The following is a 12819-nucleotide window of genomic DNA, read 5'->3' on the forward strand; positions in this document are numbered from 1 at the left end:
TCGGCGCTGACGGAGGCCATGGGCATGCTCAACCACCATTTCGCAGCAGCCGCCTGATCGGCGCAGAGCGACAGCCTACCTCTGACTGCCGCCAATCTTTGCAACAGAGCCCTCAATAACGTGATCGAGGCCGATCACGGAAAGCTCAAGATACTGATCAAGCCGGTGCGCGGTTTCAAATCGATCCCCACGGCCTATGCCACGATCAAGGGATTCGAAGTCATGCGAGCCCTGCGCAAAGGACAGGCTCGCCCCTGGTGCCTGCAGCCCGGCATCAGGGGCGAGGTGCGCCTTGTGGAGAGAGCTTTTGGCATTGGGCCCTCGGCGCTGACGGAGGCCATGGGCATGCTCAACCACCATTTCGCAGCAGCCGCCTGATCGGCGCAGAGCGACAGCCTACCTCTGACTGCCGCCAATCTTTGCAACAGAGCCTCCGTCGCCATGCTCACCTCGCTTTGGTGCACACGAGTATTGAGCATAGTCGGGGAGCCCGCAGAATTCGGAAAAAATCGTACGCTAAGGTTTTCCGGGCATCCGTAAGGGCCGAAACTTCCCGTCTTCCAGTCTGCGGCTCTGCCGCCAGACGTAATCGCCGGTTAGGTTGATGTGCTCCCAGCCCAGCGGCGACAGGAATTGCAGCAGCTCGCCGTCCACCGGCTTGCCGGCCTCGACCAACCCCTGGGTGGCGCGTTCCAGGTACACCGTGTTCCACAGCACGATAGCCGCCGTCACCAGGTTGAGGCCGCTGGCCCGGTAGCGCTGCTGCTCGAAGCTCCGATCCCTGATTTCCCCAAGGCGGTTGAAGAACACCGCCCTGGCCAGCGAGTTGCGCGCCTCACCTTTGTTCAGGCCGGCATGCACGCGGCGGCGCAGTTCAACACTTTGCAGCCAGTCCAGGATGAACAGCGTGCGCTCGATCCGGCCCAGCTCGCGCAGGGCCACGGCCAGTCCGTTCTGGCGCGGGTAGCTGCCGAGCTTGCGCAGCATCAGCGAGGCGGTGACGGTGCCCTGCTTGATCGAGCTGGCCAGGCGCAGGATGTCGTCCCAGTGGGCACGCACGTGCTTGATGTTCAGGGTGCCGCCGATCAGCGGGCGCAACGTCGGGTAGGCTTGCACGCCCTGCGGCACGTACAGCTTGGTTTCGCCGAGGTCGCGGATGCGCGGCGCGAAGCGGAAGCCTAGCAGGTGCATCAGGGCAAAGACGTGATCGGTGAAGCCGGCCGTGTCGGTGTAGTGCTCCTCGATCCGCAGGTCGGACTCGTGGTACAGCAGGCCGTCGAGCACATAGGTGGAATCGCGGACGCCGACATTCACCACGCGGGTGCTGAACGGCGCGTACTGGTCGGAGATATGGGTATAGAACAGCCGTCCCGGCTCGCTACCGTACTTCGGGTTGACGTGCCCGGTGCTCTCGCCCCGGCCACCCGCGCGGAAGCGCTGGCCATCGGAGGATGAGGTCGTGCCGTCGCCCCAGTGGGCGGCAAAGGCGTGGCGATACTGGTGGTTGACCAGCTCGGCCAAGGCCGCCGAATAGGTTTCGTCGCGGATGTGCCAGGCTTGCAGCCAGGACAGCTTGGCGTAGGTCAGGCCGGGGCTCGACTCGGCCATCTTGGTCAGCCCGAGGTTGATCGCATCACCGAGGATTGCGGACAGCAGCAACGTCCTGTCTTTGGCCTCGGCCCCGTCCTTCAAGTGGGTGAAGTGGCGGCTGAAGCCCGTCCAGTCGTCCACGTCCATCAGCAGTTCGGTGATCTTGATGCGCGGCAGTAACTGGCTGGTTTGGTCGATCAGCGCCTGCGCCCGATCCGGCACCGCCGCATCCAGCGGGGTGATTTTCAGCCCTGACTCGGTGAGGATGGCATCGGGCAGCTCGTTGTCCTTGGCCAGGCGGGTGACGGTGGCCAACTGCTCGTCCAGCAGCTGCAAACGCTCTTCCAGGTACTGGTCGCTGTTCGGGTTGATCGCCAGGGGCAGGGCCTGCTCGCGCTTGAGTGCGGCGAACTTCTCGGCCGGCAGCAGGTAGTCGTCGAAGTCGCGGAACTGCCGCGAGCCCTTGACCCAGATGTCGCCGGAGCGCAGGGCGTTCTTCAGCTCGGACAGGGCGCAGATTTCGTAGAATTTCCGGTCGAGGCCTTCCGGGGTGATCACCAGCGGCTTCCAGCGCGGCTTGATGAAGGCCGTGGGTGCATCGGCCGGCACCTTGCGCAGGTTGTCGGCGTTCATCTCACGCAGGGTCTGCACGGCTGCCAGCACGCCTTGCGCGGCCGGCGCGGCGCGCAGTTCCAGCACCTCCAGCAAGGCCGGCGTGTAACGGCGCAGGGTGGCGAAGTTCTCGCCGACCAGGTGCAGGTGGTCGAAGCCTTCCGGCCGGGCCAGCAGCTCGGCCTCGCTGACGCTCTCGGTGAACTCGTCCCAGGGAATCACCGCCTCGATGGCGGCATAGGGGTCGCTGCCGCTTTCCTTCGCTTCCAGCAGCGCCTGGCCGATCCTGGAGTACAGGCGCACCTTGTCGTTGATCGCCTTGCCCTGCTTCTGGAACTGCTGCTGATGCTTGTGCTTCGCGCCGCTGAACAGCTTGACCAGGATGCGGTCATGCAGATCGACCAGCTCATCGATCACGGTCGCGGTGCTCTCCAGCACCACGGCGGCCAGGGTCGCGTAGCGGCGCTGCGGCTCGAACTTACCGAGGTCTTTGGGCGTCATCTGCCCACCCTCGCGGGCCAGCTTGAGCAGGCGGTTCTGGTGGATGTGCCGGCCCAGGCCTTCGGGCAAGTCCACCAACTGAAATGTCTTCAGCCGCTCGATGTGTTCCAGCATGTGCCGAGAGTTGGGTTTCAGCGGTGCCTGGCGCAGCCAGGTCAACCAGGTGATGCTGCTGCCGGCCTTGAGCTTCAACAGCTCGTCCAGCTTGGCCCGATGCGAGTCCGTGAGTGGTTCGACCAGGGCGCGGTAGACCCGCCGATTGGCTCGCGCAATGGCTTCCGAGCAGGCCCGGTCAATCACGCTCAGCGCCGGCAGGATGCGTCGTTTCTGCCGTAGGCTCTCCAGGGCCTGACCGGCCAGCAGCAAGCCTTTGTCGGTCTGCTGGGCCAGCTCGGTTAGCTCGCGCACCAGGGCGCGGAAGTCGGACAGGCCGAACGGGGCCAGTTGCAGGTAGGTGCGCAGTTCCTGGGCATGCTCGCGACGGGTCACGTCGCGCTCGCCGTACTTTGCCCAGCTCGCCGGCTCGGCCTGGACTTGCTTCGCCACCCACAGGATGACCGGCTCGGGCAGCTCGCTGTCGGTTCCCAGCGCGTAACCGGGGTAGCGCAGCAGGCAGAGCTGCACGGCGAAGCCGAGGCGGTTGGCGTCGCCGCGTCGCTGGCGGATCAGCGACAGGTCGGAGTCGTTGAAGGTGTAGTAGCGGATCAGGTCATCCTGGCTTTCCGGCAGCGCAAGCAGGGTGTCCCGCTCCGTGGCCGAGAGGATCAAGCGACGCGGCATGTGTCAGTCGTCCGTGCGGAGGTACTGGTAGAGGGTTTCCCGGCTGATGTTGAACTCGCGGGCAAGCTGCGCCTTGGGCTCGCCGGCCGTCGCTCGCTGCCGCAGGGTAGCAGCCTGCTCATCGGACAGGGCTTTCTTGCGGCCCCGGTACGCGCCACGCTGCTTGGCCAAGGCGATGCCCTCACGCTGCCGCTCGCGGATCAGGGCGCGCTCGAACTCAGCGAAGGCCCCCATCACCGACAGCATCAGGTTGGCCATCGGCGAGTCCTCGCCAGTGAACACCAGGCCCTCCTTCAGGAACTCGATGCGCACGCCGCGCTGAGTCAGCTTCTGTACCAAGCGACGCAGGTCATCGAGGTTGCGGGCCAGCCGATCCATGCTGTGCACCACCACTGTATCGCCTTCGCGGACGAAGCTCAGCAGCGCTTCGAGCTGGGGGCGCTGGGTGTCCTTGCCCGATGCCTTGTCGGTGAACACCTTGCTCACCTGGGTTTGTTCCAGCTGGCGTTCCGGGTTCTGGTCAAAGCTGCTGACCCGGACGTAGCCGATGCGGTGCCCCTGCACGATGTCTCCTTGGTTGAAGGCGGCTTAAGTGCACTTTCTGTTCCGTTGTGCCTCAAAGCCCATTTCTGTCAGGCTGAAATCTATAACCTTCGCGGGCATGTGTCAAAAAATGGGAAAGCAGACTCTATTCTGACGAAGCGGCGCGGCCCTGCCTGACATCAAGTTAGGGTATGCCTCAATCTGACGGCTGCGAACCGCCAGGGACAGGCGCAATGTCAGATTCTGTCGCGGCCTTGGCGCGTGCCTGGAAGCGTTCATAGCAATCCAGCCCGCAGAAATGTTCGACGTATTCCGCGCCTTCCGGGGTGAAGGCGGCATCGAGCGGAATTTCTTTGCAGCATACGCAGCAGGTGGTGCAACTGGCAGTGTTCGGGGCGTTTGCGTTCATGGTGGTACTCCTCCAGATTGGTAGCGAAGCTCAAAGCTGCCCACTCTCGGCTGGCTGGGAAGCGGTCATGATCTTCCCTTGAAGGCCCGCAGCAGCCGCGTCACAGACAGGACAAACAAGCCGGTCAGCGTGAGGGCTGCAATACCCCAGTGCTCCCCGATGAACGCGCCGGCCGTCGTGCCGGCTAGCACAATGGCGAGAATCGGCAAATGGCAGGGACAGGTGAGCACGGCCAGCGCGCCCCACAAGTAGCCGGTGATCGGTTTGTGCGTCTCAGACGGCAAGTGCTCTGGGCTGTTCATGGCAGACTCTCCGCGTGCTGTGCCGGTTCGGTTGGCATGGCGGCCAGTTGCATTTCGAGGCTGGCCAGGGCCTCGCGCCGACGCTCGACGAGTTGCCGCAACACGGCAAGCTGCGCAGACGCACCGTCACCGTCCGCAGCATCCAGCGCCCGGCACAGCCGCGCCAGTGCGTCCAGGCCGATACCCGCTTCGAAGGCAGCCCGTACAAAGCGCAGCCGTTGCAACGCGGTGTCATCGAACAAGCCGTAGCCGCCCGTGGTGTACGCGACCGGCCGTAGCAATCCGCGCAGCAGGTAGTCGCGCACGATATGCACGCTCACCCCGGCATCAAGGGCCAGCCGGGACACTGTGTAGGCGCTCATTGAACACCTCCTTTTCCTCATCCGGCGCAGCACGAAAGCTGCTTCACGTCCTTGCTGAAGGTCTGCGCCGCGAGCTTCAGCCCTTCGACCATGGTCAGGTAGGGGAACAATTGGTCGGCCAGTTCCTGCACGGTCATACGGTTGCGAATGGCGAGCACCGCCGTCTGGATCAGTTCACCCGCTTCCGGGGCCACCGCTTGCACGCCGATGAGCCGTCCGCTACCTTCCTCGATGACCAGCTTGATGAAGCCGCGTGTGTCGAAGTTGGCAAGCGCACGCGGCACGTTATCCAGTGTTAGCAGGCGACTGTCGGTCTCGATCCCGTCGTGATGTGCTTCCGCCTCGCTGTAGCCCACGGTGGCGACCTGCGGGTCGGTGAACACCACGGCCGGCATTGCGGTCAGGTCCAGGGCCGCATCGCCGCCAGTCATGTTGATCGCCGCACGAGTGCCGGCCGCTGCCGCCACATAGACGAACTGCGGCTGGTCGGTGCAGTCGCCGGCCGCGTAGATGTTCGGGCTACTGGTGCGCATGCCCTTGTCGATGACGATGGCCCCCTGCGCATTGACGGCTACCCCCGCCGCTTCCAATGCCAGGCTGCGCGTGTTCGGTGTCCGGCCGGTGGCGACCAGCAGCTTGTCGGCGCGCAATTCACCGTGCGTGGTGGTCAGCACGAATTCACCGTCCATATGGGCGACCTGGCTGGCTTGCGTGTGCTCCAGCACCTCGATGCCCTCGGCACGGAAAGCGGCTGTCACCGCCTCGCCGATGGCCGGGTCTTCACGGAAGAACAAGGTATTGCGCGCCAGGGCCGTGACCTTGCTGCCCAGCCGGGCAAAGGCTTGCGCCAGCTCCAGCGCCACCACCGACGAGCCGATTACGGCAAGGCGTTCGGGAATGGTGTCGCTCGCCAGGGCCTCGGTGGAAGTCCAGTAGGGTGACTCTTTCAAGCCCGGAATCGGCGGGACCGCCGGGCTGGCACCCGTGGCGACCAGGCAGCGGTCGAACATCACGACGCGCTCGCCACCCTCGTTCAAACTAACGATAAGGCTCTGGTCGTCCTTGAAACGCGCTTCACCGTGCAGAACGGTGATGGCTGAATTGCCGTCCAGGATGCCTTCGTACTTGGCATGACGGAGTTCTTCGACACGGGCCTGCTGCTGGGCCAGCAGCCGCTCGCGCAAGATCGTCGGCGGTGTGGGTGGCATGCCGCCGTCGAATGGGCTTTCCCGGCGCAGATGGGCGATGTGGGCGGCGCGGATCATGATCTTGGACGGCACACAACCGACGTTGACGCAGGTGCCGCCGATGGTGCCGCGCTCAATCAGCGTGACCTGCGCGCCTTGCTCGACGGCCTTCAGTGCTGCCGCCATCGCGGCTCCACCGCTACCAATGACGACGACCTGCAACGGGCGTTCGTTGCCACTGGGCTTATCAGCGGCCCCTATCCAGCCGCGCATCTTGTCGAGCAGGCCGGCGCGGTTGTCCGTCGGTGGCGCATCGGCAAGCGTTGCCTCGTAGCCCAGTCCGGCCACGGCGGTAGTCAGCGCATCCGATGACGTGCCCGCCTCAATGGCGAGTTGCGCTGTGCCCTTCGGATAGGACACCAGCGCCGATTGCACGCCGGGCACTTTCTCCAAGGCTTCCTTGACGTGAGCCGCGCACGAGTCGCAGGTCATCCCGGTGATTTTCAGGGTGGTCATGTATTTTTCCTTTTCTGTGGTGGCTACGGCTGTTGCCGTCAGCCACGTTGTTCTGGCAATTCACAGCTGTCCGGCCCGCAGCGGCGATGTGCTGGCGAGATGAAATCCCAGACCGACACCCCAACCATCAAGGCCAGGCCGACATAGAGCAGTCCACCGCTCTGCCAGCCGTAAGCCCGCATTAAAAACACCGCTGCCAGCACCAAGATCGGGCCTATCGTGCCGAGCGCCGTGCGTCGCCACTGTCGATGATTGAGCCAAGCGATAGCATTGGCGAGTAACGCGATGCCGGCGAACATCGGCAGCAGGATGCCAATGAATAGCCCCTCGTACTGGCTCAAGAAGCCCAGTCCGATGGCCGCGCCAAAGCTGGCGATGGCAGGAAAACAGGCGGCGCAGCCCATCGCGGAAACGACGCTGCCGAGCGCGCCGGTTTTGCCAGCGATGCGCGTGATGAGTCCCATGTGTCGCTCCCGAGTTCGGTTAACGGATCAGCGTTTGAGGCTGGACGGATAGCCCGCGTCCTCGGTCGCCTTGGTCAACTTCTGGACGTTGGTCTTGGCATCGTCGAAGGTGACGACGGCCTGGCGCTTGTCGAAACTTACGTCGGTCTTGCTCACGCCCTCAACCTTGGAAAGCGCGTGCTTGACAGTGATCGGGCAAGAGGCGCAGGTCATGCCAGGCACGGACAGCGTGACGGTCTGGGTGGCGGCCCACACGGGGGCAACAACGGCAGCGAGGGCGAGGGCGGCAAACAGTTTTTTCATGATGAACTCCTGTGATTAATAGAAAAATGGCATGACGTAGGGAAATCCGAGCGAGACCAGGACCAGCGCGGCCACGATCCAGAAAATGAGCTTGTAAGTAGCTCGCACTTGGGGAATCGCGCAGACCTCACCCGGTTTGCAGGCTTGCGCCGGGCGGTAGATGCGCCGCCAGGCGAAAAACAGCGCGACCAGCGCTGCGCCGATGAAGATCGGGCGATAGGGTTCCAGCACCGTCAGGTTGCCGATCCATGCCCCGCTGAACCCCAAGGCGATCAAAACCAGCGGCCCCAGGCAGCAGGCCGACGCAAGAATGGCGGCCAGCCCACCGGCGAAGAGCGCGCCGCGCCCGTTTTGTGGTTCAGACTTTTGTGGTTCAGACATACGCTTGTCCTTTCAAATTTGGTTTGGATAGCTTAAGCTTACTTCCGTAGTTATGTACGGAGTCAAGCGATATGCAAATTAATTTTGAGAATCTGACCATTGGCGTTTTTGCCAAGGCGGCCGGGGTCAATGTGGAGACCATCCGGTTCTACCAGCGCAAGGGCCTGCTGCCGGAGCCAGACAAGCCCTATGGCAGCATTCGCCGCTATGGCGAGGCGGATGTAACACGAGTGCGGTTCGTGAAATCGGCCCAGCGGCTGGGCTTTAGCCTGGACGAAATCGCCGAGCTACTGCGGCTGGAGGATGGCACCCATTGCGAGGAAGCCAGCGGCCTGGCCGAGCACAAGCTCAAGGATGTGCGCGAGAAGATGGCCGACTTGGCACGCATGGAGGCCGTGCTGTCTGAACTGGTGTGCGCCTGCCATGCGCGGAAAGGGAACGTTTCCTGCCCGCTGATTGCGTCACTGCAAGACGGAACGAAGCTCGCTGCATCGGCGCGGGGGAGTCACGGGGTGACTACGCCTTAGCGTGCTTTATTTTCCGAATTCTGAGACGACCCCTGGAGGGAGCTGCGGGCAATTCTTTGGTACACGCTCGTAAGCGGCCCTCCGGCCCGCTAACGCGGAGATACGCCCCGACTGCGGCTGTCGCCTTGTCGGGACCACTCCGACCGCGTACAGAGGCATCTGAGATGTTTTAAGCGGGTATAGCTTTGCAGGGAAGGGGGTCGGTGAGGCAGAACCTGTCAAAACAGTAGCCGGCTGCGCCGGGCGACGGCGCCATTTACCCGCAGTACTCCATTCAACTTCAGCTGGCGCCTCCATGCCGCTGACGCGGCATTATCTATACTTTAAGTCTGGCCACTGGAGGTAACCATGGATAGATGCACTTCGCTACGTGGAATAATGGGTCCGATATTTACTGCGGACCCGTCTAAGAATCAACTACCTGCATAGGATATTTGCTAGGGGAGCTTACAGATATTGACTCAGCAGTGCCTCAAGACTGTTCTGGTCCACGGCAAACAGGCGAATACCTTCGGCGAGCTTTTCCACTGCCATCGCATCCTGATTATGAGCCCAGTAGAACTCAGCTTCGGTCATCGCTATGGGCTTCGCCTGGATTTCACCTTCATACGTCAGCGGCATTGGTACCGCCCCCTGAGTTTGCTGCAACTGCGCCAGCAACGCCGGGGAAACGGTAAGACGATCGCATCCGTTAAGCGCCAGCACCTGTTCCGGCGTACGGAAACTGGCACCCATCACCACGGTGCGGTAGCCGTGCATTTTATAGAAGCGATAGATCTTCTGCACTGATTCGACACCCGGATCGTTCTCGACGGTGAAGGTGGTATCAGGGTTGTTTTTCTTGTACCAGTCGTAGATACGGCCCACAAACGGGGAAATCAGGAAAACATTGGCATCGGCACAGGCTCTGGCCTGGGCAAAGGAGAACAGTAGCGTGAGGTTACACTGGATACCTTCTTTTTCCAGCGTTTCTGCGGCACGGATCCCTTGCCAGGTGGCAGCAAGCTTAATCAAAACCCGACCTTTGCCAATACCTTTCTCTTCATACAGTGCAATAATTTCCCGCGCTTTAGCAATACTGGCCTGGGTATCAAACGAGAGGCGAGCATCCACTTCAGTTGAAATACGACCCGGAACGTTTTTCAGGATCAGCACCCCGATGCTCACCGCCAGATAATCGGCAATATCCGCAGGTTGTACCGGCTTTCCATTCTGGCGGGACTTCACCGCCGCGACGGCATCTTTTACCAGTTTCTGGTACTGCGGAAGCTGCGCCGCTTTATAAATAAGCGAAGGGTTAGTGGTCGCATCTTCAGGCTGGTAAGCCATAATGCTGTCAATATCCCCGCTGTCGGCAACAATCGTGGTTCGCTGCTTTAGTTGTTCAAGCTGATTCATGGCATAAACCTGTATTTCATAATTGGGCAGCAAATAGCAAGGAGGGGCCAGAGCCCGCTCCTTATTGCTAAGCTGGATAGGTGGTTATTTTGCCTGCGCGACGCGGGTGGTCAGGCCTGGCATATTGAAGCACTCTGCTTCGTTCTGGATCATATCTTTAATTTTATTAACCACATAACGCTCGGGTTCGACACCAAACGACTTCAGATTAGCAAACATGGTTTGCATCTCTTTGACTACCGCTGGTTTTTCGTAGTTGTAGTGGCCGCTGAGTTCAAGAATCTCTTTCAACAATTCTGGCTCGTTAAAGATTTGCTCTTCAGACTTGTTTTTGTGCTCATCAGTCATCCATTTTTCCCATTTGTGGCTCAGCACACACTCGCGGGTCAGGACGGTTTTTAAATCAGACGCTGACTTGATAAAGCCTTTTGCTGCCAGATCTTTCTCGACTTCCGCCAGCTTCAGATAAGCGCGGGTTTCAATGGTGCCGTAGGCTGGGGCGACGTTCATTGCCGTGATGCCCAGACCCGGATGTTTCAACAGGATCTCATCCGGAAGATAGTCACCATTATGCTCTTTCAGACCAACGCCGTGACGGGTGCTGATAGCCGAAAGCTCTGCGGACTGCTTATCGTTAAAATGGCCAACGTTTTTGGTCAGGCGGGTCAGGGTACCGGTCTGACCAACGATAAACAGCGGCTGCGGCAGCGATTCGGCAGCAAGACGCTTATTCAGCTCGATAATAAACCCTTCATAGGCGCTGACGTCGGTCAGGCCGCCATTGGTTTCTTCAGTTCCGACTTCATAGAAGAACTCCTTCAGGTTATTTGCCTTCCGGTACTCTTCGCAGAAGCGGATCAGCTCAACGGTACGACTCAGCACCAGTTCGATATCAATGACTTTACCGACGACATACGGGTCTTTTGTAGGGTCGATGTGCAGCAGGTCGAAACCGGCGTCCATATCGACCTGATAAGAGCGGCGCGCCAGCGCCATCGCTTCGGCTTCAGGAATATGGTCTTTGCGTTCTTTATCACGCTGCCACGGGCCACCGTGGTCGCGGCAGAGGAAGTAATCACCGTCGAAGCCGACTTTTTCCGCCATCGCTTTCAGGTCGGCGGCAAAGCGAAATTGATCCCAGTTGTTAACGTAACCCGCGCCAAACTCATCTGCATCAACCTGGTTGCGGCTGGCAATAAACATCAGCGGCAGGTCTTTTTCTTTACCCAGCTCAAAACAGGCCTGAATTAATGCCGGAGACATGGGGCCAATTCCCAGCATTGTTGATTTTCCACCGTTAACAATATAATCGACGTACTGTTTCATTGTGTTTTTCATGATAACTCCTCAGACTTTATTCATATCAGAAGTGATTGTTTTTTTAGCCGACTCTTTTTTTACCGGCTCGCTAATGTTGGGGCGCAGAATATATAGGCAGATTGCGGTGACAATAACGCCGATAGCCATATCGATGGCGTACCATACAGGTGCTTTATTGACGCCTGCGATGGCAATTAATCCGCCGTGTGGAACCATTGATTCAACGCCGTGAACCATTGCCAGACCGGCACCGACGGCGCTGCCGATAATTATTGATGGCAGAACGGTCTTCAGGTTTTTAACGGCGAAAGGAATGGCCCCCTCGGTAATACCAATTAATCCCATAAAGGCAGCAGAGGTTCCCATTCGTCTTTCATCTTCAGCCCATTTACGTGGTGAAATAAAAGTAGAAAGTGCAATGCCCAGTGGCGGAATAGCACAGGCAACACGGTAAGCGCCGTTCGGACCATAAATACCTTCAGCCATTAATGCGAGAGTAAATGCCGTCGCGGTTTTATTGACCGGGCCACCCATATCAAAGGCCGCCATGGCACCGACAATCAGACCAAGTACCAGTCCGCTGCTTCCCTGCATTTGTGAGAGCATGGAAACCAGCCATTTCATGGCAAAACCGATGGGCCCAATCAGTACATACAGATAGAGCATGCCGACGATGACGCTTGAGGCGATGGGAATAATCATGATCGGCATAACAGGCATCAGCACCTTACCGACTTTCCAGCCTTTTACCCATTTGGTCACGTATCCGCTGAGAATACCGAGCAGCATCGCCCCCAGAAAACCGGTTACCACATGGTCTGCACCCAGCGGCGTGCTGGCCATAAAGCCGGTGATTAAACCCGGCGTCAGCCCCGGCTTACCGGCGATAGAGTAGGAGATATACGCCGCCAGCACCGGGATCATCATCCCGAGGCCCGCGCTGCCGATAGCGCCGAGGTTTAATAAGAATGGGTTGGTCACCACCATGCCTTTACCCGCGACCGGCTCACCGCCAATCAGGGAGAGTGCCAGACAGATACCGCCGACCACCACCACCGGCATCATATATGACACCCCGGTACTAAATGCTTTGACTAAATCATCCTTGATGACTTTCATTTTTTCCGACATTTTCATCCTCCAGGAATCTTTATTTTTAAGATGATTGTGATATTCAGGCGAAATCATCCCCGGACGCATTTACGTCGTAATTTAAATAAAGAGTTCGCAGAAATTTAATTAACGTTATTATTCACCGGTACCGAATGCCGAAAGTAAATCAGGACCGGTGGGTTGGTTATTTCACCAGTTTTTCAGCCCGGTCAATAATCGCTGCTGGATCGCGAACCACCTCTGCCGGGTTCAGCGAAATAATCAGTCCAGCGTCTTCTTTTTCTTCAAAGCGCTCAACGCCTTCAATACCAATAGCAATTGCCAGAATCACCACATCGGCTTCGGCAATCTCATCTTCGCTTAATTCATTTTCAATTCCCATGCCGCCTTGGGTCTCGACTTTGACGTCATAACCCCTTTTTTTGCACTCCTGCTCGATAGCTTCCTGCGCCATATAGGTGTGGGCGACTCCGGTAATGCATGCTGCGACTCCGACAATTTTCATGAGTGA

General features: G+C 59.4%; 14 protein-coding genes and 1 pseudogene. 2 read left to right on the forward strand and 13 right to left on the reverse strand.

Translation table 11 applies throughout. The features are described 5' to 3' along the window. Positions 1-111: 111 nt before the first annotated feature. Positions 112-378: pseudogene (locus tag ACQUTP_RS24525) on the forward strand (DDE-type integrase/transposase/recombinase); the annotation flags it as partial. A gap of 138 nt (positions 379-516) precedes the next feature. Here the strand turns inward: ACQUTP_RS24525 and ACQUTP_RS24530 are convergent. The 9 genes from ACQUTP_RS24530 to merT form a co-directional block, all read right to left on the reverse strand. Next, positions 517-3483: a Tn3-like element TnAs1 family transposase gene (locus ACQUTP_RS24530; RefSeq protein WP_001138014.1), complete on the reverse strand. Its 2967-nt coding sequence runs from the start codon at positions 3481-3483 to the stop codon at positions 517-519. A 3-nt stretch (positions 3484-3486) separates the two neighbouring features. Further along, positions 3487-4047 (reverse strand): recombinase family protein, encoded by a 561-nt coding sequence (locus ACQUTP_RS24535; protein ID WP_001161490.1) that lies wholly within the window; start codon positions 4045-4047, stop codon positions 3487-3489. A gap of 175 nt (positions 4048-4222) precedes the next feature. Further along, positions 4223-4435, reverse strand: coding sequence for a DUF3330 domain-containing protein (locus ACQUTP_RS24540; protein WP_000993245.1), 213 nt, complete (start codon positions 4433-4435; stop codon positions 4223-4225). A gap of 65 nt (positions 4436-4500) precedes the next feature. Continuing rightward, positions 4501-4737, reverse strand: a complete 237-nt coding sequence (merE, locus tag ACQUTP_RS24545; RefSeq protein ID WP_001087807.1) for a broad-spectrum mercury transporter MerE — start codon at positions 4735-4737, stop codon at positions 4501-4503. After that, positions 4734-5099: a mercury resistance co-regulator MerD gene (gene merD / locus ACQUTP_RS24550; protein ID WP_001277466.1), complete on the reverse strand. Its 366-nt coding sequence runs from the start codon at positions 5097-5099 to the stop codon at positions 4734-4736. Before merD ends, merE begins: the two co-directional genes overlap by 4 nt. A 17-nt stretch (positions 5100-5116) precedes the next feature. Next, positions 5117-6802 carry a mercury(II) reductase gene (gene merA, locus ACQUTP_RS24555; RefSeq protein WP_000209296.1) on the reverse strand — a complete coding sequence of 562 codons (1686 nt, stop codon included), beginning with the start codon at positions 6800-6802 and terminating at the stop codon, positions 5117-5119. Positions 6803-6840: 38 nt separating this feature from the next. After that, a complete protein-coding gene (gene merC, locus ACQUTP_RS24560; protein WP_000522996.1) occupies positions 6841-7266 on the reverse strand; it encodes an organomercurial transporter MerC in 426 nt (141 codons plus the stop codon). A 27-nt stretch (positions 7267-7293) separates the two neighbouring features. After that, on the reverse strand, positions 7294-7569 hold the full coding sequence (merP, locus tag ACQUTP_RS24565; protein ID WP_000732275.1) for a mercury resistance system periplasmic binding protein MerP: 276 nt from the start codon (positions 7567-7569) through the stop codon (positions 7294-7296). Between the two features lie 15 nt (positions 7570-7584). Then, positions 7585-7950 carry a mercuric ion transporter MerT gene (merT, locus tag ACQUTP_RS24570; protein ID WP_001294656.1) on the reverse strand — a complete coding sequence of 122 codons (366 nt, stop codon included), beginning with the start codon at positions 7948-7950 and terminating at the stop codon, positions 7585-7587. Between the two features lie 71 nt (positions 7951-8021). Between merT and merR the strand changes: the two genes are divergently transcribed. Then, positions 8022-8477, forward strand: a complete 456-nt coding sequence (merR, locus tag ACQUTP_RS24575) for an Hg(II)-responsive transcriptional regulator (protein ID WP_001166628.1) — start codon at positions 8022-8024, stop codon at positions 8475-8477. A 447-nt stretch (positions 8478-8924) separates the two neighbouring features. Here merR and tal read toward each other — a convergent pair whose 3' ends face one another. From tal to ACQUTP_RS24595, 4 genes are all read right to left on the reverse strand, one after another. Then, positions 8925-9875, reverse strand: coding sequence for a transaldolase (gene tal, locus ACQUTP_RS24580; RefSeq protein ID WP_009484323.1), 951 nt, complete (start codon positions 9873-9875; stop codon positions 8925-8927). Between the two features lie 84 nt (positions 9876-9959). Beyond that, on the reverse strand, positions 9960-11213 hold the full coding sequence (locus tag ACQUTP_RS24585; RefSeq protein ID WP_001515338.1) for a class II D-tagatose-bisphosphate aldolase non-catalytic subunit: 1254 nt from the start codon (positions 11211-11213) through the stop codon (positions 9960-9962). 9 nt (positions 11214-11222) lie between these two features. Continuing rightward, on the reverse strand, positions 11223-12326 hold the full coding sequence (locus ACQUTP_RS24590; protein WP_023287120.1) for a PTS fructose transporter subunit IIC: 1104 nt from the start codon (positions 12324-12326) through the stop codon (positions 11223-11225). A gap of 166 nt (positions 12327-12492) precedes the next feature. Then, positions 12493-12813: a PTS fructose transporter subunit IIB gene (locus ACQUTP_RS24595; protein WP_009484320.1), complete on the reverse strand. Its 321-nt coding sequence runs from the start codon at positions 12811-12813 to the stop codon at positions 12493-12495. Positions 12814-12819: the final 6 nt, after the last annotated feature.

The sequence above is a fragment of the Klebsiella sp. 2-CIP_Kleb. genome (genome assembly GCF_050378715.1).
Lineage (GTDB): Bacteria > Pseudomonadota > Gammaproteobacteria > Enterobacterales > Enterobacteriaceae > Klebsiella > Klebsiella quasipneumoniae.